At 38.7% G+C, this 21,395-nt stretch carries 20 protein-coding genes; 13 read left to right on the plus strand and 7 right to left on the minus strand.

Annotated elements, in window-relative coordinates:
• Positions 1-5 precede the first annotated feature (5 nt).
• From CXF71_RS19325 to CXF71_RS19380, 13 genes are all read left to right on the plus strand, one after another.
• Positions 6-1,259: a cytochrome D1 domain-containing protein gene (locus tag CXF71_RS19325; protein ID WP_101234559.1), complete on the plus strand. Its 1,254-nt coding sequence runs from the start codon at positions 6-8 to the stop codon at positions 1,257-1,259.
• A 2-nt stretch (positions 1,260-1,261) separates the two neighbouring features.
• Positions 1,262-2,410, plus strand: a complete 1,149-nt coding sequence (ahbB, locus tag CXF71_RS19330; RefSeq protein ID WP_101234560.1) for a siroheme decarboxylase subunit beta — start codon at positions 1,262-1,264, stop codon at positions 2,408-2,410.
• Positions 2,403-2,960, plus strand: a complete 558-nt coding sequence (locus CXF71_RS19335; RefSeq protein ID WP_232771550.1) for an Lrp/AsnC family transcriptional regulator — start codon at positions 2,403-2,405, stop codon at positions 2,958-2,960. Before ahbB (CXF71_RS19330) ends, CXF71_RS19335 begins: the two co-directional genes overlap by 8 nt.
• Positions 2,961-3,023: 63 nt before the next feature.
• Positions 3,024-3,572, plus strand: a complete 549-nt coding sequence (gene ahbB, locus CXF71_RS19340; RefSeq protein ID WP_101234561.1) for a siroheme decarboxylase subunit beta — start codon at positions 3,024-3,026, stop codon at positions 3,570-3,572.
• A 71-nt stretch (positions 3,573-3,643) separates the two neighbouring features.
• Entirely contained in the window at positions 3,644-4,876 is a 1,233-nt protein-coding gene (nirJ, locus tag CXF71_RS19345; RefSeq protein ID WP_101234562.1) for a heme d1 biosynthesis radical SAM protein NirJ, read from the plus strand.
• 104 nt (positions 4,877-4,980) lie between these two features.
• On the plus strand, positions 4,981-5,868 hold the full coding sequence (gene cobA, locus CXF71_RS19350; protein ID WP_198559921.1) for a uroporphyrinogen-III C-methyltransferase: 888 nt from the start codon (positions 4,981-4,983) through the stop codon (positions 5,866-5,868).
• Positions 5,869-6,013: 145 nt separating this feature from the next.
• The gene (locus tag CXF71_RS19355; protein ID WP_101234563.1) at positions 6,014-7,654 is read left to right on the plus strand and encodes a nitrite reductase; all 1,641 of its coding nucleotides are present in this window, start codon (positions 6,014-6,016) and stop codon (positions 7,652-7,654) included.
• An 85-nt stretch (positions 7,655-7,739) separates the two neighbouring features.
• Positions 7,740-8,222: a GNAT family N-acetyltransferase gene (locus CXF71_RS19360; protein WP_101234564.1), complete on the plus strand. Its 483-nt coding sequence runs from the start codon at positions 7,740-7,742 to the stop codon at positions 8,220-8,222.
• Between the two features lie 171 nt (positions 8,223-8,393).
• On the plus strand, positions 8,394-9,257 hold the full coding sequence (locus tag CXF71_RS19365; protein ID WP_101234565.1) for a hypothetical protein: 864 nt from the start codon (positions 8,394-8,396) through the stop codon (positions 9,255-9,257).
• A gap of 65 nt (positions 9,258-9,322) precedes the next feature.
• The gene (locus CXF71_RS19370; RefSeq protein ID WP_101234566.1) at positions 9,323-9,781 is read left to right on the plus strand and encodes a hypothetical protein; all 459 of its coding nucleotides are present in this window, start codon (positions 9,323-9,325) and stop codon (positions 9,779-9,781) included.
• A gap of 32 nt (positions 9,782-9,813) precedes the next feature.
• Entirely contained in the window at positions 9,814-9,945 is a 132-nt protein-coding gene (locus CXF71_RS21855; protein WP_269800826.1) for a hypothetical protein, read from the plus strand.
• A 68-nt stretch (positions 9,946-10,013) separates the two neighbouring features.
• Complete coding sequence (locus CXF71_RS19375) at positions 10,014-10,445, plus strand: NAD(P)H-dependent oxidoreductase (RefSeq protein ID WP_157826804.1); 432 nt, start codon at positions 10,014-10,016, stop codon at positions 10,443-10,445.
• Positions 10,446-10,492: 47 nt separating this feature from the next.
• Complete coding sequence (locus CXF71_RS19380; RefSeq protein ID WP_232771551.1) at positions 10,493-11,380, plus strand: prenyltransferase; 888 nt, start codon at positions 10,493-10,495, stop codon at positions 11,378-11,380.
• Between the two features lie 39 nt (positions 11,381-11,419).
• On the opposite strand, the gene CXF71_RS19385 is transcribed toward CXF71_RS19380, so the two are convergent.
• The 7 genes from CXF71_RS19385 to CXF71_RS19415 all read right to left on the minus strand — a co-directional run bounded on the left by CXF71_RS19385 (position 11,420) and on the right by CXF71_RS19415 (position 21,162).
• Positions 11,420-12,295: a DMT family transporter gene (locus tag CXF71_RS19385; RefSeq protein WP_198559922.1), complete on the minus strand. Its 876-nt coding sequence runs from the start codon at positions 12,293-12,295 to the stop codon at positions 11,420-11,422.
• A gap of 30 nt (positions 12,296-12,325) precedes the next feature.
• The gene (locus CXF71_RS19390; RefSeq protein WP_101234568.1) at positions 12,326-14,347 is read right to left on the minus strand and encodes a RecQ family ATP-dependent DNA helicase; all 2,022 of its coding nucleotides are present in this window, start codon (positions 14,345-14,347) and stop codon (positions 12,326-12,328) included.
• A 21-nt stretch (positions 14,348-14,368) separates the two neighbouring features.
• Positions 14,369-15,886 (minus strand): protein adenylyltransferase SelO, encoded by a 1,518-nt coding sequence (locus CXF71_RS19395; protein ID WP_101234569.1) that lies wholly within the window; start codon positions 15,884-15,886, stop codon positions 14,369-14,371.
• A complete protein-coding gene (locus CXF71_RS19400) occupies positions 15,887-16,606 on the minus strand; it encodes a Tom37 metaxin N-terminal-like domain-containing protein (RefSeq protein ID WP_101234570.1) in 720 nt (239 codons plus the stop codon).
• Positions 16,607-16,784: 178 nt separating this feature from the next.
• Positions 16,785-18,761, minus strand: a complete 1,977-nt coding sequence (locus tag CXF71_RS19405; protein ID WP_101234571.1) for a sensor histidine kinase — start codon at positions 18,759-18,761, stop codon at positions 16,785-16,787.
• On the minus strand, positions 18,761-19,963 hold the full coding sequence (locus CXF71_RS19410; protein ID WP_101234572.1) for a sugar ABC transporter substrate-binding protein: 1,203 nt from the start codon (positions 19,961-19,963) through the stop codon (positions 18,761-18,763). The genes CXF71_RS19405 and CXF71_RS19410 overlap by 1 nt, the downstream gene beginning before the upstream one ends.
• Entirely contained in the window at positions 19,963-21,162 is a 1,200-nt protein-coding gene (locus CXF71_RS19415; RefSeq protein ID WP_101234573.1) for a sugar ABC transporter substrate-binding protein, read from the minus strand. The genes CXF71_RS19410 and CXF71_RS19415 overlap by 1 nt, the downstream gene beginning before the upstream one ends.
• Positions 21,163-21,395 lie beyond the last annotated feature (233 nt).

The raw sequence follows: 21,395 nt of genomic DNA on the forward strand, positions 1-21,395 counted from the left end.
AACAGATGAATACTACTTTATTAAAACTAGCGAGCGTTGCATTACTATCGAGCGTTATTGCCGCTTGCTCTAGTCAAACTACTAATGACATAGCTGAAGTACCATTACGCGCCACAGGTGATATGGGGGTTGTTATTGAACGCGCCACTGGTCAAGTGCAAATTATCAACCATACCCATCAAGAAGTATTGGCCGAAATAGATGGCTTAGGTGATTTATCTCACGCTTCAATTGTTTACTCACGTGACCAACGTTACGCCTATGTTTTTGGCCGCGATGGGGGGTTAACTAAAATAGATATTCTTAAAGACAAAATTGCCAAGCGAGTAATGCAATCTGGTAACAGTATTGGCGGCGCCATTAGTCAAGATGGTAAATTAGTTGCTGTTTCAAACTACACCCCTGGCGGCGTAAAAGTATTTAACAGTGAAACGTTAGAATTAGTCGCTACCATTAATAGCTCAATTTTAACCACTAAACCTAAAAATAAAGATGGCAGCCCAGTGCGTTCTAAAGTGGTTGGCTTAGTTGATGCGCCCAACAACAAATTTGTTTTTAGCTTATTCGACAGCAATGAAATTTGGGTTGCTGACTTCTCAGATATTGAAAAAAGTAAAACACTTAAATTTGCACCTAAGCTAACAAAATTTACCAATATTGGCTTATTCCCTTACGACGCATTAATGAGCCCCGACGGTCGCTACTATATAGCGGGGCTATTTGGTGAAGACGGCATGGCATTACTTGATTTATGGCATATTGAACAAGGCGTAAAACGCATTTTACCTCACTACGGTAAAGGCGAGCAGAAACTACCTGTTTATAAAATGCCGCATTTAGAAGGCTGGGCAATCGCTGGCGATTACGCTTTTATGCCGGCAGTGGGTCAACATAAAGTCTTAGTGGTAAATACTAAAACATGGCAACAAGTGACAGAAATATCGGCTCATAGCCAGCCAATATTTGTTATGGCGCAGCCTGATAACCGCCAAATATGGGTTAACTTTGCTTACCCTGACAACAACACCATTCAGATATTTAATACCGAAACCTTTGAGTTAGTCAAAACCTTAACCCCTGGTCCTGCGGTTTTACACATGGAATTTACCCCACGTGGCGAACACGTATGGATGTCAGTACGCGACAGCAATGAAATTCAAATATACGACACTAAAACTCAAACCTTACAAAAAACACTTAAATCATCAAGCCCGAGCGGTATTTTTTTCACCAATCGCGCACACCAAATAGGCTTGTAATCATGTCTAACAATACGGCTAAAAATATGACTAAAGACATCGCTGATATATCACAATTACAGCAAGACATTATTAATAACAGTCAAAAGGGCTTCCCCCTTACTAGCCAGCCTTATAAAACAATTGCTGAGCAACTAGCAAAAGTTAATATTGTCACGAATGAGCTGAAAGTATTTCTAGCTATTGATGATCTCAGCAACCAAGAAGTGCTATCACGCGTTGGACCTGTATTTGATCATAAAAAAGCAGGCGCAAGCACTTTGGCCGCATTGGCTGTGCCAGCAAAAGACTTAGATAAAATTGCCGGTATTGTTAATCAATTCGAGCAAGTTAATCATAACTACGGCAGAGAATCTCATTCTCAAAAGGAAAAGTACAACCTTTGGTTTGTCGTAACAGCCAGCGATATGGTGGCACTTAATAGCACGATAGCAAATATTGAATTACTCACAGGTTTAGCTGTTTTGGTTTTACCTATGGAAGCTTCATACCACATTGACTTAGCGTTCAGTATTAATGTTACCGGTGTTGAAAGCCCTACCTCTAATCAGCAAAGCAAAACGATTACCTTTAATAGTAATGATACAACCTGCTTAACTGACCATGAGAAAGTAGCCTTACGTAGCGCTATAGAAAAAGGTCTACCAACGAGTTTATTGCCTTATCAAGTGATTGCCCAGCAACTATCACTGACAGAGCAACAAGTGATAATGCAAATTTCCCTTTGGCAAGAAGAAGGCTTAATTCGCCGCTTTGGTTTAGTTATTAAACATCGAAAATTAGGCTATGACGCCAATGCCATGGTCGTTTGGAATATTCCTAATGACGACATGGATGGCGTTGCTCAGAAGCTAGCAAAATGCGCCCCTGTTTCACTGTGTTATCAACGCCCTCGTCGTCTACCAGATTGGCCTTATAACTTATTCTGCATGATTCATGGCACAGATAGATCCCTAGTTTTACAACAGATTGATCAAATAACAGAACAACTTAGCCTTGAGTCAATCCAAAAAGATGTGCTGTTTAGTTTTAAAGCTTATAAACAACATGGCGCACGCTATGGCAAAACAAAGAGCGCTAAAACAAAAAACAGCAAAGTGAGCAACAACAATGCTTTGAACACTGCACAACAAGGACAAGCTCATGGATAACACCACTCTAAGCTCATCTACCGCTAACAAAACTGCGGATAAGACAACAACTAACGTAATGAATACCGCAACCAATAATGAAAAGATTTGTCATGAGGTAGCCGAGCTCTCTGCGCTTGATAAAAGCCTGATCAACCTACTACAGCACGGTGTGCCTGTTTGTGAACGCCCTTTTGAGCAAATCGCTAATGAGCTTAATAGCACTGAAGCTGAAGTAATACGGCATTTAAATGAATTAAAGGAAAGCCGAGTATTAAGCCGCTTTGGCCCAATGTTTGACGCCGTTTATTTAGGTGGCGCATTCACCTTAGCAGCACTCGCCGTGCCCGATGAAGATTTTGACCAAGTGACCGAGCAAGTAAATAGCTTCGAACAAATAGCCCATAACTACCGCCGTACTCACAGATTTAATATGTGGTTTGTTATCGCGACAGAAGAGGCCGATGAAATTGAACGTGTAATTACCGCCATCGAAGAAAAAACAGGCTTAAGTGTACTCAATACACCAAAACTTAAAGAGTTTTACGTGGGTTTATATCTGCCGGTATAGCGAACTCACCGCTTAATTCATCGTATCAGCAATTTAACACTCATTACTTTAGCAGAGCATATTATGTCGGATAACAATATCATCCAAGAAAAACCCACTTTAACAGCAATAGAACGCCAATATATTCTGCTCACGCAAAATGGCTTACCCATTATTGAAAAACCTTATCATCATATTGCCGACCAAATGGAGATGAGTGTTGCAGCCGTTTTGGCATTAACCAATGATTTATTAGACCGCGGCGTTATCAGACGTATCGCAGCCGTGCCTAATCATTACAAGTTGGGTTATCTATATAACGGCATGACGGTATGGGATATTGATGATGAGCAAGCTGAAAAGTTTGGTGATGCTGTCGGTCGACTGCCTTTTGTCAGTCATTGTTACCTTCGCCCACGTCACTTACCCCAATGGAATTACAATTTATTTGCCATGGTGCACGGAAAAACCCCTGAAGCAATAGCCAAGTATAGGGGTCAGATCAAAGAATTGTTAAAAGAAGTATTGGTCACGCGCAACCATGATTTAAGTCAAGACTTCATGACTAAAAGTAATGATATGTTAACCAGCACAGCAATACTGAAAAAAACAGGTTTGCGTTTAAAGCGATAGCTAATTCAGCGCTACGCTTGTTCGCAACAAGAGCATTACCATTATTAACTTTGCCTGGGTATAAATAAATTATGTTTAGAATCTCACAACTTTTGAAAACATTGCATGATGATATGGCTGAATTTAAGCCAGTAAAAGCGGCAAGGAAAATGCCTGGTCCTGTGGTTATCTGGAACTTGATCCGTCGCTGCAATCTTCGTTGCAAACACTGTTATGCAACCTCGTTAGATATTGATTTTAAAGATGAGTTATCAACCGAGCAAGTTAAAGCCACCATTGATGATTTAAAGGTTGCTCACGTACCTGTGTTAATTCTTTCAGGTGGTGAACCTTTAATGCGCCCTGATATTTATGAAATTACCGCTTACGCTAAAGAAAAAGGTTTTTATGTTGCCCTGTCGACTAATGGTACTTTAATTGATGAGTCCAATATTGCCCAAATCAAAGCAGCAAATTATCAATATGTTGGTATTAGTATTGATGGTTTAGAAGAATTTCACGATGAATTCCGCCGACAAAAAGGCAGCTTTAAAACCTCAATGCACGCCATTAAATTATGTAAAGAGGCAGGTATAAAAATCGGCATGCGCCTTTGTTTAACCAAGGATAACGAAAAAGATTTACCTGCGATGTTAGATCTAATGGAAGAAAATAACGTCGATAAATTTTATCTGTCTCATTTGAATTATTCGGGTCGTGGCAAACGTACCGCTGAAGATGATGCCATGTTCAAGATGACTAAAGATGCAATGGAATTGCTCTATGAACGTGCTTGGTCTCATATCAGCCAAGGCATAGAAACCGATTTTGTCACCGGTAATAACGATGCGGACGGACCTTTTTTATTAAAATGGGCCACCAAACAATTTGGCGAAAGTCACCCACAATGTATTGCCAATTTACAGCAACGTTTAATCAATTGGGGCGGTAATGCCAGTGGCGTTAATGTCGCTAACATCGACAATACCGGCACCATTCACCCTGATACCTATTGGTGGAATCATCCCATTGGTAATGTGAAAACAGAAAAATTCTCTGACGTTTGGAAAAACACCCAAGACCCATTAATGCTTGGCTTTAGACAGAGCCCTCGTCCGGTAAAAGGACGCTGTGCACAATGTAAGTTTTTAAATATTTGTGGTGGTAATACCCGCACCCGTGCTTTTGCACAATCGGGTGATGCTTGGGCAGAAGATCCTGGCTGTTACTTAGATGACAGTGAAATAGGCTATACCCCACCGCCATCAAAATTTTCAGACGGGTTAGCCAATGAAAAAAAGGCAATTCAATTTGTCGAAGTTTAGCGGCGAATCGCAGACTAATTTTTAACAATACATACCGATTAAAGAAACTAATTAAGCAACCGAGCCTGTCCTGAAAATGGGCTCCAGTTCAATAAGGCGAGAGCATGAAGACATCATCATTAAATCAATCAAACCAGCCAAACAGCCTCATATCTGTAGATAATGGCAAAATATCAGCACGAGGAAAATCAGTATTAAACCAAGGCGAAGTTGCCTTAGTAGGATCTGGTCCTGGTGATGCTGAATTACTGACAATCCGTGCTATGCGTTTTATTGAGCAAGCTGAAATAGCCATCTATGACCGTTTGGTAAGTGATGAAATACTAGCGCTATTACCTGATAACTGTGAACGTTTTTACGTCGGTAAAGAGCAAGCCAAACATTGCGTACCGCAAGACCGCATCAACGAAATTTTAGTTGAAGAAGCGCGCTTAGGCAAAAGAGTGTTGCGCTTAAAAGGTGGCGACCCTTTTATATTTGGTCGTGGTGGTGAAGAAGCAGAATATATGCTGCAACATGGTGTAAGTTGCCATATTTGCCCAGGTATCACCGCCGCTTCAGGCTGTACCACCTATGCTGGCATACCGTTAACCCATCGTGGTGTTGCGCAAGGCTGTACTTTCATTACTGGTCATATTCAAAACAATGGTCAGCTTAACTTGCCATGGCAGAGTTTATGTTGCCCAACCCAAACGGTTGTGTTTTACATGGGGATTAATACCTTATCTAAAATTACAGAAAAATTAGTTGAGCATGGCCGAGATATTAATACGCCAGCAGCCTTAATTCGCAAAGGTACCCAACCGGAACAAAAAACCTATCGAGGCACTATCGGTAACTTGGCTGAGCTAGTAAAAAAACACAACATTACCCCACCAACGCTTATCGTTATTGGTGATGTGGTGAATCAGCTCACTGAACAACAATTAAAAACACCGGGCTTTTTAGATGCCAATGACTATGTGCAACCACAAGCAATAAAAATAGCTTAAATAAAACAGCTGGATCCTCGATTAACACACCACGAGGATGACGACTGGAAAGTTATTTCATAAAACCTTAGCCCAATAGCCGTCATTCCCGCATTCACTTAGCGGGAATCCATGGGCTAAATATCACGAACATAAAGGTTCCACCATGACTAAAAACCTTCTTTTACTGTCGCTCTCTGTCGCGATTTTATGTGGTTCCTTCACGGCTAATATTGCCAATGCAGCGACAACAACAAAGATCGCAATGTCTGCCACTGAAAAAGCTGCCACCAAGAAGCTCTATCAAGACAATTGCCAAAGCTGTCATGGTGTTGATAGATTAGGCGCTATGGGACCGGCTTTATTACCCGAAAATCTTGCTCGATTCCGAAAAAACAAGGCTATTGAGGTTATCAATAATGGTCGTGCTGCCACACAAATGCCTGCTTTTAACAATGCCTCAACGAAGACCTTAAGCAAGGCTGAAATAGCCAGTTTAGCCGATTATATTTATACGCCATCAAAAGCCTCACTTAGCTGGACAGTTGCCGATATTAACGCGTCAAAAGTACAACATTTTGATCAAAGTAAATTACCCAATGAAGCGCAATTTGATGCTGACTTAATGAATTTATTTATTGTCGTTGAATTAGGTGATCACAGCGCGACCTTATTAAACGGCGACACCTTTGAGCCCTTAGATCGCTTTAAAACGCGCTTTGCCTTACACGGCGGGCCAAAGTATTCACCTGACGGCCGTTTTGTATTTTTTGCCTCTCGAGATGGTTGGATCAGCAAATACGATATTTATAATCGCAAAACAGTCAATGAAGTTCGTGCGGCAATTAATACCCGAAACATCGCCATATCAAATGATGGCAACTATTTAATTGTTGGCAACTACTTACCTAACAATGTAGTAATACTCAATACCACTGACTTATCGCCGCTTAAAGTGATTGATGCCATCGATAGTGATGGCAATAGTTCTCGCGTCAGCGCTGTTTACAACGCACCACCTCGCTTTAGCTTTATCGTTGCACTAAAAGACGTCAAAGAAGTATGGGAAATCCCTTACAGTGATGAAGGTGGCGTTGAAGTCTATAAAGGTTGGGCGCATGACTATAGAGTAGAAGCCAAAGCAGAAGGTTGGAAAGCTGACTTATCTAAAAAGAATGAGCAATTCCCTATTCGTCGTATTAAAACTGATGATTACTTAAATGACTTTTTCTTCGACCCTGATTACATCAATTTAATTGGTACCGCGCGTAACAGTCACAATGGCCAAGTCATCAACTTAGACACTAAGAAAAAGGTAGCTTCAATCGGTTTAACAGGCATGCCACACTTAGGCTCTGGTATTACCTGGAACTATCAAGGTAAGGAAGTGTTTGCTTCGCCAAATATCAAAGAAGGTAAAATTACCGTTATTGATATGGAAAATTGGAATGTCATTAAAGAGATTAAAACCGAAGGACCTGGTTTCTTTATGCGCAGCCACAGTAAATCACGTTATGCTTGGACCGATGTATTCTTTGGCCCGAACAACGACAAAGTACATGTTATTGATAAGAGCACGTTAGAAATAGTGAAAACCTTATCACCATCACCAGGTAAAAATGCCGCTCATGTCGAGTTTACCAAAGACGGAAAATTCGTACTATTAAGCGTGTGGGATATGGATGGTGAACTCATTGTTTACGATGCTGAAACTTTAGAGATAGTAAAACGTATGCCAATGAAAAAACCGTCTGGTAAGTACAATGTATTTAACAAAATTAGCTATGAAAAAGGCACTAGTCACTAAATACTATTGATGTTTTATTACCAAGTAATCAATGACTAACTGATATAGTAATAAAAAGACAATTACATTGGTTAGGAAAAATTTAATGAGCTATAAAATTGAGCCCATCAAAACACATCAAGATCCACAGGTTTGCGAAATAATTAAAAAAGTTGGCGCCGAGTTTGGCGCCGTAGGTGAAGGCTTTGGCCCTTCGGATGCTGAAGTTAATGCGATGAGTCAGCATTATAAAAATGAAGACGCTAGCTGTTACTTAGTTGCCACTATCGAAGAGAAAATAGTTGGCGGTAGTGGTATTGCTGCTTTTAATGGTAGTGATGAAATATGTGAGTTACGTAAGTTATTCCTACTAGCAGAAAGTCGAGGGTTAGGCCTTGGCAAAAAACTTACTGAAGATTGTTTAGCTTTTGCTAAAGTTCAAGGCTATAAACAATGCTACTTAGACACATTAACTAACATGACATCAGCAATATCTCTCTATGAAAAACTAGGTTTCATTCATCTAGATACCCCTTTAGCAGGTACCATCCACAGCGGTTGCGATGTGTGGATGTTAAAGACGCTGTAATATATTCACTACAGCGCATCTATTTATAACTTGGCAGTAATGTCGTTCCAGTCGTTACTCTCTTGAAATAAGTTTACTCTTGGTCAGTTCTTAATTACCCTAGTTTTATAAGACTAAAGCTCACTCATGGGCTAATAAGCACTAATCAGCAATAAATAAAGGCATCCGTTAATGTTATCAACTTTCTTTAAAACAAAACCTGTGATTGATGAATCAAGCAAAGCGTGGGTATTTGATACCTTTGCTTGGTGTATTGATCAACTTGATGGCGACTTTTTTCAAAAGAACAGTGAGTTGATTCTACCTAACAATAGCTTTTATCCGGGTAGTTCAAGCAGCGTAGAAGAAATGGCAGATACCATATTTGCTAATACCCTTAAATATACCGGTATGACCTCATGGCCAATAAAGCTGACTGCTGCCGAAGGTTTTACCCAAAAACTAATGCCTCAGTTAACTTTTGAATCAAGACTTCGCGGTGAAACTGCTAATGTAAGTACTAATGCCAGCGCTAATATTGGCGCTGCTATGAGTTATAAAGTAGAGGGTGAAGAACTAGTAACTACAACCCCGACTTCAACACCTACGATAGATATTGCATTTCACGCTAGTCAGCTTAACCAACCACAAGATTTAATTGCCTATTTAGTTCAAATACAGGCCGGTATTTTAGTTAACCAACATGGCGTCCTCCCTCCTGGTGGCAAGGAAGTATTACCGCAAACAATAGATTTAGTCGCCTGTTTTATGGGCTTTGGTGTTATTTTTGCTAATACAGCTTACCAATTTAAAGGCGGCTGTGGTTCTTGTAACAACCAAAGCCTGAATCGTCAGGCGGCATTACCTGAGTTAGAAACAGTTTACGCGTTAGCATTATTTTGCGTAATAAAAGGCATTGAGATAAAACAGGTAAAGAAAGCATTAAAGTCTCATTTATATAAGCCATTTCGCCAAGCGCACAAAGAGATTTCACTGTATTTACAAGAAAACACTAATCCTAACCACGCACGATTAATCGCTGACAGTAAATCTTAATGTGTGATTTTATCTTCGCTAAGGCGTCTGTGCAATAATCCGCAATTCACTTAAATGGAGTTAACGTGAAACCACAAATCGGTATTGTATTTTTAGTTCTCGCTACATTAATAGCGATGGGCACAGCTGCTGCGCACTTATCTTGTATTTATTTAGGCCCGCAATGTTATGCCGCACAAATGGCGCCAGCGCAAATTATAGAGTCCGCAATTAATGGAACCTATTTAGCGCCAATAGGCACCCTATTAGTCTCTGGTATTTTTGTTGTGCTAGGTCTTTATGCGCTATCTGCTGCTGGTTTTACTGGTAAACTAATAAACAAATTACCGTTGGTGAACTATGCAATTTATACCATAGCGACCTTATGTATTATTCGCGGAATGTTGCCATTGCAGTTATGGCTACGCCAGCCCGAAAAAGTGAGTGACGTGGTATTTTACGTAGGTATTGTCTGGCTTTTTACTGGACTATTGTACTTATTCGGTTATCGACTTTGTGGTAAAAAACGTATAACAAACAATTAAAAATTAACGCTATATAAATATTGGAGAGATAATTGAATATTTTGCTTGTCAGTAGTAGCCAACGAGATGAATCTAAAAGTTTTGATGTCGCCAACTGTGTTCAAAAGCCCATATTGAATGACATCCAAGGTGTTAACTCATCAGTATTAGATTTATCACGTTAGCCTTTTTATTAGACCATTATGGTTTAGCTAGAGACGATTCAGCTGCGTTAGCAAGTAATAAAGATGAGGTGTTAAGTCAGTTATACGCCTGTGATGCAGTGGTGTTTATAGCACCAGAATGGGGCGGTATGATCCCCCCAGCCCTTGTTAATTTATTACTATTAACGGCTAATGGCTCCGCCAACGGTTTACCGCTAGGTCACAAACCTGCCTTTGCTATAGGTGTTTCATCCTCGGGTGGTGGCAGTAATCCTATTTCGTTATTAAAAGGTTATGCGGCTAAAAATAGTCAACTTATGTGGCTCCCCTTACATGCCATTATTCAAAATGTTGATGACTTTTTAGCGCAAGCATTGGATCCACAATTAGATAACAGATTCTCGCAAGTACAGTCACGTTTATTAGTAGGTTTAAAGAGTTTAACTATTTACGCAAAGCAATTAGCAAGTGTGAGAGAAGAGTTAGTTGAGTTGTCAAAAATTCATCCTTTTGGTCAGTAATTTATCTCGGTGAGCAGGGTAAGAGAAACTAGAATGAACTACATATCATGATAGCTGCAGTATTAAAAACAATGCGTCCTCCCTTCCTATTGTTAACACTCGTCTGTGTTTTTGTAGGGTTTTGCACATCACTGACTAGTGGTGCATTAGTTGATAAAACGCTATTTTCATTTACTTTTATTGGCGCTATGTCTGCTCACATCAGTGTAAATATGTTGAATGAGTATCATGATTTTAAAAGTGGTTTAGATTTTAAAACCCAAAAAACTGCGTTTAGTGGTGGCAGTGGTGCCCTGCCCAATAATCCGAGCATTGCTACTGTAGTGTTGTTATTAGGGCTGTTGGCATTATTTATTACTATCGTTATCGGCTGTTACTTTATTACTTTTATCGGTACTAGCATATTGCCTATTGGCCTAATCGGCTTGGTAATAATTGTCACTTATACTCAATGGCTAAATCGTATGCCAGTATTATGTTTAATTGCTCCGGGTGTAGGGTTTGGCTTATTGATGGTTGTGGGTACGTATTTAGTCTTAACGTTAGAATATTCACCACTGGTTTGGCTGGTATCGCTAATCCCATTTTTCTTAATTAATAATCTGCTTTTGTTAAATCAGTATCCTGATATGCAAGCTGATGCCAGTGTTGGCCGTAAAACCTTTCCGTTAGCTTTTGGTATTAAACGCAGTAATCAGGTTTATGGGCTATTTATGGTGGCTGCCTATTCTTTAATCTTAATATATATGGCTGTTGGAATACTACCGACAATAAGTGTTATTGCCTTAATGCCGTTAGCACTTTCAGTATTTACATTAACTGGCGCAGTCAAACATAAATCAAATATTGGCAGCTTTCCAAAGTACTTGGCCGCGAATGTTGCTGCAACACTATTAACGCCATTTTTACTCGGATTATCACTACTTATTGGCTGATGCTTAGTTGGTATTTAACTAATATAAAGTGAGTACTTGCTATCGTTTCCAAAAGACATTGATTAACGCACCGACCATAATTAAACCACCACCAATAATGGTAGTAGCCATAGGTACTTCACTAAAGTATGCCCAACCAATGAAAACTGAAAACAATACCTGTACATACGCATAAGCCGTTGCTTTGTTAGCATCAGCGCTGTGCAGTGCTTTGGTTAATCCTACCTGCCCTACTTGGGTGAATATCCCCACTAAAATGAGTAAACCGGTCGCCGCTAAACTGGGCATAACAAAGTCACTACCTAGCATGATCATAGAAATGGGCAAGGCAACCAGTGGGAAATAAAAGATAATGACTGAGCTGTCATCAGTTTTAGTCAGTTTTTTGATAATAATATAAGCCACTGCACTACCAAATGCCCCGAGTACGCCCGCGCCTATACTAATCCACGGATACTGAACGACGCTATCTAATTGTAAATTAGGTTGAATGATGATGAATAAGCCGAGTAAACTGATAACGATACAAGCGATGGTTGAGCGCTGTATGGTTTCTTTCAAAAAATACAAAGCTAGCACAGCGGTAAAGACAGGGTGCAAATATTGTAATACGGTCGCTTCAGCCAAAGGCAACGTTGTTACCGCATAATAAACAAACATCAAGGCAAACGATCCGACGGTACCACGTGCAATCAGTAATACTTTATTATGTCCCCATAGAGAGATTTTTTTACGCTTAATGTCAGCATAACTAATAATGCCCGACACGATTGCCCTTGCAGCAACAATTTCCAGAACTGGAATACCCAAGCCGCTAACCTCTTTTACGCAGGCTGCCATTAAGGCAAAACCTAACGCCGAGATCAACATATACCAAACGCTCATTGGCATTGTGTTTTTTATGGTCGTGAACATTTATTATTTACTCGAATAGAAAAAGAAACGTTATTTTTTCAGATCGGCGAACAGCGGGAAGACTCTATCTCTAATTGCTTGATATCGCTGCTGTTCACATAAGCCAAAACCCGATAATTGTCTTACTTTATTACGGCCAAACAAGGGTACTGTCATACCCGCAAAAAATCGGCAATAACTCTCAAGAGATAAAGCTTGGTTTATTTTACCTGAAAGTCGCTCAGCTAACTCAGTCATGCCCTGCTTTAAGGCTTCATCACTCGGCCATGGAATTTGTGCTTGAGAATGTTCAAGTACTGCAACCTGGCCACGACAAACACTACAATGACCGCATTGTGGCACTGTGCCTAAATGATTAACACCTGCAGCATCAAAGCAATTATCATCAAAGTAACGTGCCAAGTTTACCGTTAAGCAAGTGTCGAGTTGAAAGAAACGCACTAACGTAGCGATACGTTTTATTTCTTTTTCTTCATTGTCTTTAAAGTAATTACTGAGACTTGAGCATAAACTAGGATCAGCTAATTCATTAGGGTTTACTTTAAAAACCTCTGTCATACCTTTTGTTTCAAGTACGATCAGTTGCTGCTCAGCTAAGTATTCAAGTGCGGCAATAACGCGGTTACGCTCAATACTTTTATCTTGCAATAACGTATCAAAATTTAAACTGCCCCACACTTTTTTAAAGTCGGTCGCATTAAAAATTCGTTGTAAAAAATCTTTGCGTTGATCATTAAAACGATTAATTATTTCAGCTTTTGGTTTTAACAGTTTAATTTTAAAATCAGCAAAATAAGCATAGAGCGGTTCAATCACCCCAGCTAACTCTAATTGAACCAATAACGTTTTAAGCGGTAATTGTTTGATATTAACGGCATTAGATAATTGGAGTATTTGTAACTCCCACTTGCTGTCACTCACGCCGCCGTAGGCACTGGTGATAATTTCTGACTTTATGATATTTAATAACCTTTCAATGCCAGCAAACTCTGGTGTATCACCATAAACAAAATTTTCAACGGTATTTAAACCATCAAGGTTTGCTAAGGTAAAACACTGAGACGGCAGTCCATCTCGCCCTGCTCTGCCTATTTCTTGGCTGTAGTTTTCTATCGATTTAGGCAAGTCGTAATGAATAACAAAACGTATGTCACTTTTATCAATACCCATACCAAAAGCAATAGTCGCGACAATGACTTGGATTTTCCCCTCCATGAAATCTTGCTGGATTTGACTGCGGGTATCACTGTCAAAACCGGCATGATAAGCACAAGCATTAATGCCATACTGCTTTAAGTATTGTGCAACCTTTTCAGCGGTATGCTGCAAGGTAACGTAAACAATACCTGCGCCTTGTTGCGCCTTAATAACTTTTTCCAGTTGATTATTTTTATGTGATTCAGCAACCGGTAACACGCTTAAATCGAGATTTTGTCGATAAAAGCCCGTTTGCACAATATGTTCATCTCGAATCGAGAACTTAGCCGCCATATCTTGTTTTACTTTACGCGTAGCTGTCGCGGTGAGTAATAACACCAAGGAAATTTTTAACGCTTGGCAATAACTCGGTAGCTTTAAATAGTCAGGTCTAAAATTATGACCCCACTCAGAAATACAATGCGCTTCATCAACCACCAACATAGAGACAGGTACTGATTCAATAAATTGTCTGAAACGTTCATTTTTAAAACGCTCTACTGAGACCATCAATACTTTAATATCACCATCGCGCACGCCAGCCATAACCGTTTGTGCTTCATTGCCTTTTAAGGTCGAATCAATACTTGCTGCTTTAATACCTTTACTGGCAAGGAACGACAGTTGGTCTTTCATTAACGCTAATAAAGGCGATACTACTAAAGTTAGATGCGGTAAATGTAGTGCAGTTAACTGATAACATAAACTTTTACCCGAGCCTGTCGGAAATATAGATAAGCTCGATTGGCCATTTAATAATTGCGTTATTGTTTGCTCTTGCCCTGGACGGAAGTCATTAAAGCCAAACGAGTTTAACAGGGATTCTTTGAGAGAATTACTTGGCAGATTATTCATAATGTAAACCTTAATAACGGATCAAGTACCACAGAAAGTATGATAATTTTCATCACCATCAGCAGGAGAATTTTGATAGTTTTTAGTATTTTCTACTGTTGTATAAGGTTGTCGCAATACCGCCAAAAACTCATGCAATGCTGTTAAGTCGCCCTTTTCTTGATAAGAAGCTTGGCTTGTTGCTAAAATAGCTTCAACATCATGATTTCTTGGAATAACAACCGGATTATTGCTCAGCATTAACTTATGCGCAGCAGTTTTAAATCCTGCGATACGTTTTTGCCAATCTGGCAGCCACTCACTAAGCACGGTAAATGAAGATTCTTCAATAGAGTCATCGTTAAGTGAATCAACTAATGAGGCGGTTAATGCAGTAAAGGTTTGCGTGTAATCCAGGCTGTTTTTTTGCATGATGGCAATTAACTCACTAATAAGTTTACCATCACCCTCTTCAGGTTCATTAATACCAATTTTAGCCGCCATCATAATCAAATAACCTTGTTCAAACTCTTGATGGAATTGTGCTAATAGCGGTTGAAGTTGTGCTACTGCATCATCTTCATCGCTATCGACTAACGGTAATAATGTTTCTGCCAATCGCGTCATATTCCACTGCATAATACTTATCTGTTTGCCAAATGCATAACGACTATTACGGTCAATGGAGCTAAAAACAGTTTCCGCATGATAAGTATTCATCATGGCGCAAGGACCATAATCTATTGTTTCCCCAGAAATAGTCGTATTGTCTGTATTCATGACGCCATGGATAAAGCCAACTCTTAACCACGACAAGACTAAAGGAATCTGCTTTGATAAAACGGCTGAAAAAAAGTTAAGTACTTGTTGGCTACTAATTTCATTGTCATCCGCACCTTTTGATGTATCGGCACCTAACTCAACAAGTAGCTCTGGAAAATGACGATTAATAGAATAATTAATCAGCTTTTTAAGTGAGTCAGTATCGCCACGCGCAGCAAAATATTGAAAAGTTCCTACGCGTATATGACTGGCCGCGACACGGGTAACAATTGCGCCAGCAAAAGGCCTATCGCGATAAACACTTTGACCGGTAGTAACCACAGCTAAACAACGCGTAGTAGGCACACCAAGGGCAAACATCGCTTCACTCATAATGTATTCACGTAAGGCGGGTCCAAGGGCACAACGACCATCACCTTGTCTTGAAAATTGACTGACACCTGAGCCTTTAAGTTGAATGTCCCAACGCTGTCCATCAGCATCTGCAACATCACCTAATAAATGCGCGCGACCATCACCAAGCTGCGGATTAAATTGACCAAACTGATGACCTGAATAAGCTTGGGCAATTGGTTCACTGCCAGCAAGTAATTGATTACCCGAAAAGTACTGCGCTAATAAATCAGCATCTTTATTTTGTTCAAAGGTAAGACCTAAAACTTGAGCTAACGGTGCATTCCATAATAACAAAGAGGGCTGCGCTACAGGGTCAGGCATAATTTTCTGTGAAAAGCTTTCGCCAAGATCACGGTAGTTATTAGAAAGATTTATGGTCATTTATTTCTCTTGGTAAAATTTGTCTTCAATACGTTGGCAAAATTGTACTAGATTTTGATAATTTTTGGCTTGTTTAGTGAATACATTTTCAAAACCACAATCAAAGCGTACTGAAATAAACTCACATAAATGCGAATAGACTACCGCATCAAACGATGTATGCTGTTCGCCAAAGAAGAAGTCTTTATCAGCCAACAGCGTGGAGAGTGATGTTAGGCTTTTATCTGCCATAGCAAGAATTTCATCAGGGGAGTGACGACCGACACCTTGACCATGGAGGTTGTTCTTTACTTTTCTACGGATAATACTCGGAATAAACCAACGCAGTGGTGCTGGTAACTTACCAAAAAAGGCCTTTTTGGCAAACGGCCAACTATCGTCTAAGACCCAACGAGAATAAACCAAACACCAATAAAGACCTTCATCTAATGATTTAGTGATTAAATAGGCTTGTGCTTTTTGCTCTGACGTTAGCTCAGTATCTAAAGTTACCTGATAGTGCTTTGTTAAATAACTCACTATTGCTTCGGAGTCAGCAACTACTTTACCGCCATCATCAATGAAAGGTAATTTGCCTTTTGGCGATGTTTTTAAATATTTAGCACCACTTTTAACTTGGAAGGGAATATTCGCCATACGCATAAAAAGATCGACTTTAACGACAAATGGACTTGCGTCCATTACATTAAAACACTTTCCAAAACCATAGAGTGTAATCATTACTTATCCTTGTTTTAGGTATTTAATTAACTGTTGTATTAGCTAAGTTTACCAACAACATACTTTGTTTTTATACGATAACACGCTATAGGATTTCAGTTAGCATCTAAGTTAACATCAGTGTTGTTTTATCACGGTAAAAATGAGCATTTTTCGGGAGGGATAAATAATTTAACCGCTATATGACTTGCGGTATTTTAATTGAAAATTTGATACCTTCATTTACCACGCTAGTACACGTTATTGAGCCATTAAGACGTTGAGTCACTAAATTATAAACAATATTTAGTCCTAACCCAGTTCCCCCTTTATTGCGCTGGGTCGTATAAAATGGGTCAAATATTCTAGGTAACACCTCTTCTGAAACACCGAGCCCATCATCTTGATAAGTCAGATAAATAAACTCTTCATCCAGGGTAAATTTGATAACAATACTGTGCTGGATATTTTTATCAAAGCCATGCCTTAATGAATTTATCACAAAATTGGTCAGTAGCTGTCCAAAGGTACCGGGAAAATTATCAAATTCAAAAGATTGATCTCCTTCAATAGTCACCTGCACCTGATAAGACCTCAGCTCTGGCAGTAAACTCGCAATGACTTCATGCAGATAATCATAAAGATTAAACACTCGACGACTTTCACTACTTTGATCGACAGAAACTTCTTTAAACGTTTGAATTAATGTGGCGGCTCGATTCAGATTATTATAAATTAAATCACTACATTGCTTATGATACTTGAGGCTTGTTTCCATTCTCGATTTAGTCAATTTCCCTTGGCTAAAGTCATTTTCAAGCAGATCTATTTTATCCATTAGTGCCGTGGCAGCTGTAACAGCAATACCTATTGGTGTATTTATTTCGTGAGCGACGCCGGCAACTAACTGACCTAACTGAGACATTTTTTCAGATTCTACCAACTGCTTTTGCATTGCTTTAAGTTGTTCATTAGTTGTCGTTAGATCATTATAAGCACGTTGTAAATCATACGTTCTTTGCTTAACCCTTTGCTCTAGTTCTTTATTATTGAGTTGAATACGTTTTGCCATTTCAGCTAATACATCAATGATTTGACTAATTTCATTAAAGAAAAGTTCAGGTCGCTCTGGGTGCAAATTCCCATTGGCATACTCAGTAATCACTTGTGATAATTTACTTAATGGGTTGAGTATTTTTTGAATAATATAAACATTGACGACAATAATTATAATTAAGATAAACACCGTGAGAAAATTAAATTTCTCAATAACAGTACGTACTTTTTGTAAAGCATTCGCTTTATCACGCTCCACATTCGCATGTAATATGAGGTGTTTCTTATTTTCAACAAGATCTGAGGTTAACTCTCGATTAGAAGCTGTGATCTTATTTATCACAATATTTGTCTTTACCGCAATAATCTCTGCCTCATCACTCACAGCAAGGCCAGCATCACGACTTACAATAGATTCGTTTTCCAATGATAGATCGATTAACTGGCTATTCGAGAGTTTTGCCTGCCAATTATCAAACACTCTTTCCATCGGCACCAATCCAACCAAATAGCCGGTATTTAAGGTTTCAGAGTCAGTAAATATTAGCGGTGATATATAAAGTAAAATATGATCGCTAGGAGTTTTTCCTTGATAAATTTCATTATGAATAGAGGCTTTATTACGCAATGAATTACTAAGCTGTGAAGACTTTATTATTTTGACAATATATTGCGGTACCGTTGATTGATCTTTAGAGAGCTTATCTATTTCAGACAACAACACACTCACATCAATCAATTCAGCCTTACTCGGTGACGCCTCGGCAATCCATCCTGACTTATCAATTAACATCACCGCACTGAACAAAGAGTTTCGCGACGTTAATCTATTTAATTTTTCACGTGCTTTTTGACCAAAGACACCAATATAAGCCGATAAAATTACATCTGCATCTTGCGAGGTTTGTATTAAATCACTGGTGAGTAATTGCAGTTCAAATTCGACTGATTGTGCTACGTTTAAGTTTTGCAGTTCTAGCTTTTCTATTTGCTCATTGATTTGAATATGATGAAACTCTCCTATCAAATAATTAGAGAAAAAATAGAGCGGCAATAATGAAAAAACAAATGTCCAAATGAATAATGTTTGTCGTAAACTCTTAAAAAGATTTATGAACATTAATGATGCTTCCTGTTCAAGATCATCTGTTCACGCTCTACCGATTTTTGCATGTAAATGGCAGCTTCTTTTGCACTTAACTCCCCCTGCATATAAAGCATAAATCCTTTATACATGCCATTCCACACAGCAGGGATAGACGTACTAGCAGGTAAAGCCCTACTTCGCTGAAACTGCGCATATGAGAACTTAAAATCACTATCCGCATGAGCTAAAATTTTAGTCATTACCGCTACGTTAACAGGGAAAACACTGCTTTCTTCGAACATAAGCTGTTGATATTTTTCTTGTTGAATAAAATGACTAAATTTTACCAACGCATCATGCTTCGAGCCTTGTAATGAATGCTTTGGAAAGGCTATGACTAAATTACCTTTCATTGGTTTAAATTCATGACCATTTAAGGTGGGGAAAGGCGCTAAGCCTAAATTATCACCGAGGGCTTTTTTCGCCAATTTATATGTCCAAGATCCAGACAACGAATACGCAAATTTCCCTTGATAAAAGTCAGTACTCACACATTGATAAGTACAGTCTTTATCAAGTACGCCTATTTTAGCTAAATATTTATAATACTTAAGGGCAGAAACCGTTGCGGCAGTATTTAACTTTACCTTTTCTTTATCTACAGGAAAGCCACCAAAAGCATCAATAAAAGGCACAAACCAAAACATTTCATTATAATTAATGGCTACTGGCTTAATGCCTTTTTTGTTAAGATCTTCACTGGCATTAACCAAGGCTTCCCATGTGGTAGCGGGGTCATCTACCAAAGACTTATTGTACATAAACAATAAGTGATTTCCCTGAAAGAGAGGGATACCCAATATCTCATTTTTAAAGGTTGTCTGATCAATAACAACAGGGTTAACTGCGGGATTGATAATGTCTTTAGAAATCACCGAAAACTGCATAACGTTGTGATAACCAAGCCAGTCTGATGGCATCAAAATAATATCGGCTGACTTACTTTTAAAGCCAGATAAAATAATCGATTTTTTCATTTCTTCATGGGCAAAGCCATTAATTTTAAGTTCTATATCTTTATGTTCCGCATTGAAATCTTGTTTTATTTTCAGCCAAAGCGAATTATTTTCAACCCAACTATGCCATAAAACGAGCTGAGTTTTTGCCAGTAAAGAACTGGAATAAAACAGCATAAACATCAGAGGTAAAATGGTTTTAAAACGCTGAAGATACATTAATGCGTAACTCCTTCTAATTGTTTGATTTTATACAGCTCATGTTCTATTTTTTTCTGAATAAAGATAACGGTTTTATCTGCGGTTAACTCCCCAGCTAGATATAATTCAACCCCTAATGCCATACCAGGCCAAACTGCCGACATTGCTGCTGAGGTAGGCATAGCAAAGGTATTTTCTAATAACTTTAATACTATTTTTTGATTTTCACTGCCTTGGAGTTGCAATGTTTTGACTAAATTAGCATCAACTGGGATCTGACCATTTTTTTGGTAAAAATGTCGTTGAACCTTTTCACTTTGCAAATAATTTGAAAAAGTAAAGATAGCCTGTGCTTTTTCACTGTGCAGAGAATTATTAGGAAAGGCCAACACGGTAGTTGAGCGCATTGATTTTAAAGGTAAACCGTCGATAGTAGGAAGTGCTGCAATGGCAAAGTTATCGCCTAACCTTTTTTTACCGTCTCTATATGACCATATGCCATTAAATGAATAAGCAAATTCACCACTAAAAAACCGTTCATTGGTACAATCAAAATCACAACTTTTTTCAGTCAATTTTTTATCCAATAAAAATTTGTAGGCTTTTAATGCTTTTTTCATCGCTAGCTCATTTATGACTACTTCATCATTCACCAGTGAGAAGCCGTTGTAGGCATTTAAGAAACTAATAAACCAGTACATTTTGTTAACTCGCATCGCAAGAGGTTTAACGCCTTTTTGTTCGAGCATAGTCACTTGATTCGCCATTTCTAGCCAGGTAGTTGCGGGTGTATCAACAAGACTTTTGTTGTAATAGAGCATTAAATGGTTACCCTGATAAAGCGGTATGCCAAAGAGTTCATTGCCTTTTCCAGTTGCTTGAATTGCGGCTGACTCAGTATTATTGTTGAACCAATGTGCAGGAACTTCACCTAACTTCAGTACTTTATAATATCCCAGTAAATCGCTAGGAAATAACACCATGTCAGGTGCTTCATTTTTAAACATAGACAAAACAATAGTGCTTTTAAGATCGTCGGTTGGATAGTTTGTGGTAATTATCTTTATGTTTGGGTGCTGTTTGGTAAAGTTTTCAGATAACTCTTTGTAAAAGCCCCCAGCAGCATAAGAATGCCAAAAATGAAGCGTCACCTTTTCCGCGGAGAGAGCGACAGAAGAAAATAAAAAGATAGAAATGAATATAAAAAGATTGCGCATTTTACCCTCCTTATTTAATTATTCCTTTAATTATTCTTTTATTGAGTATAGATAATGAGGGAAATGTAACTAATTTTTAGGCAGGAAACAACTACATACGTATGTAGGATATTTGTAATAATTTGAAGTGTTTTTTAGTCATAATTATGACTAAAACTTAAAAACCTATCCAGTTGAATTCGTTAAAATAACTTAATAGGCTTAATATTAAAGGACTGACAGAATAGACTGTT

The sequence above is a fragment of the Colwellia sp. 12G3 genome (genome assembly GCF_002836775.1).
Taxonomy (GTDB): Bacteria; Pseudomonadota; Gammaproteobacteria; order Enterobacterales; family Alteromonadaceae; genus Colwellia.

What these genes read in the sequence shown, in the direction of transcription:
- CXF71_RS19405 (WP_101234571.1), bottom strand. Translation starts at nt 18,761, where the DNA reads ATGTTCATAAATCTTTTTAAGAGTTTACGACAAACATTATTCATTTGG.
- ahbB (WP_101234560.1), top strand. Translation starts at nt 1,262, where the DNA reads ATGTCTAACAATACGGCTAAAAATATGACTAAAGACATCGCTGATATA.
- CXF71_RS19415 (WP_101234573.1), bottom strand. Translation starts at nt 21,162, where the DNA reads ATGCGCAATCTTTTTATATTCATTTCTATCTTTTTATTTTCTTCTGTC.
- CXF71_RS19390 (WP_101234568.1), bottom strand. Translation starts at nt 14,347, where the DNA reads ATGAATAATCTGCCAAGTAATTCTCTCAAAGAATCCCTGTTAAACTCG.
- CXF71_RS19365 (WP_101234565.1), top strand. Translation starts at nt 8,394, where the DNA reads ATGTTATCAACTTTCTTTAAAACAAAACCTGTGATTGATGAATCAAGC.
- CXF71_RS19400 (WP_101234570.1), bottom strand. Translation starts at nt 16,606, where the DNA reads ATGATTACACTCTATGGTTTTGGAAAGTGTTTTAATGTAATGGACGCA.
- CXF71_RS19360 (WP_101234564.1), top strand. Translation starts at nt 7,740, where the DNA reads ATGAGCTATAAAATTGAGCCCATCAAAACACATCAAGATCCACAGGTT.
- CXF71_RS19410 (WP_101234572.1), bottom strand. Translation starts at nt 19,963, where the DNA reads ATGTATCTTCAGCGTTTTAAAACCATTTTACCTCTGATGTTTATGCTG.
- CXF71_RS19355 (WP_101234563.1), top strand. Translation starts at nt 6,014, where the DNA reads ATGACTAAAAACCTTCTTTTACTGTCGCTCTCTGTCGCGATTTTATGT.
- ahbB (WP_101234561.1), top strand. Translation starts at nt 3,024, where the DNA reads ATGTCGGATAACAATATCATCCAAGAAAAACCCACTTTAACAGCAATA.
- CXF71_RS19395 (WP_101234569.1), bottom strand. Translation starts at nt 15,886, where the DNA reads ATGACCATAAATCTTTCTAATAACTACCGTGATCTTGGCGAAAGCTTT.
- CXF71_RS19335 (WP_232771550.1), top strand. Translation starts at nt 2,403, where the DNA reads ATGGATAACACCACTCTAAGCTCATCTACCGCTAACAAAACTGCGGAT.
- cobA (WP_198559921.1), top strand. Translation starts at nt 4,981, where the DNA reads ATGAAGACATCATCATTAAATCAATCAAACCAGCCAAACAGCCTCATA.
- CXF71_RS19325 (WP_101234559.1), top strand. Translation starts at nt 6, where the DNA reads ATGAATACTACTTTATTAAAACTAGCGAGCGTTGCATTACTATCGAGC.
- CXF71_RS19385 (WP_198559922.1), bottom strand. Translation starts at nt 12,295, where the DNA reads ATGTTCACGACCATAAAAAACACAATGCCAATGAGCGTTTGGTATATG.
- nirJ (WP_101234562.1), top strand. Translation starts at nt 3,644, where the DNA reads ATGTTTAGAATCTCACAACTTTTGAAAACATTGCATGATGATATGGCT.
- CXF71_RS19380 (WP_232771551.1), top strand. Translation starts at nt 10,493, where the DNA reads ATGATAGCTGCAGTATTAAAAACAATGCGTCCTCCCTTCCTATTGTTA.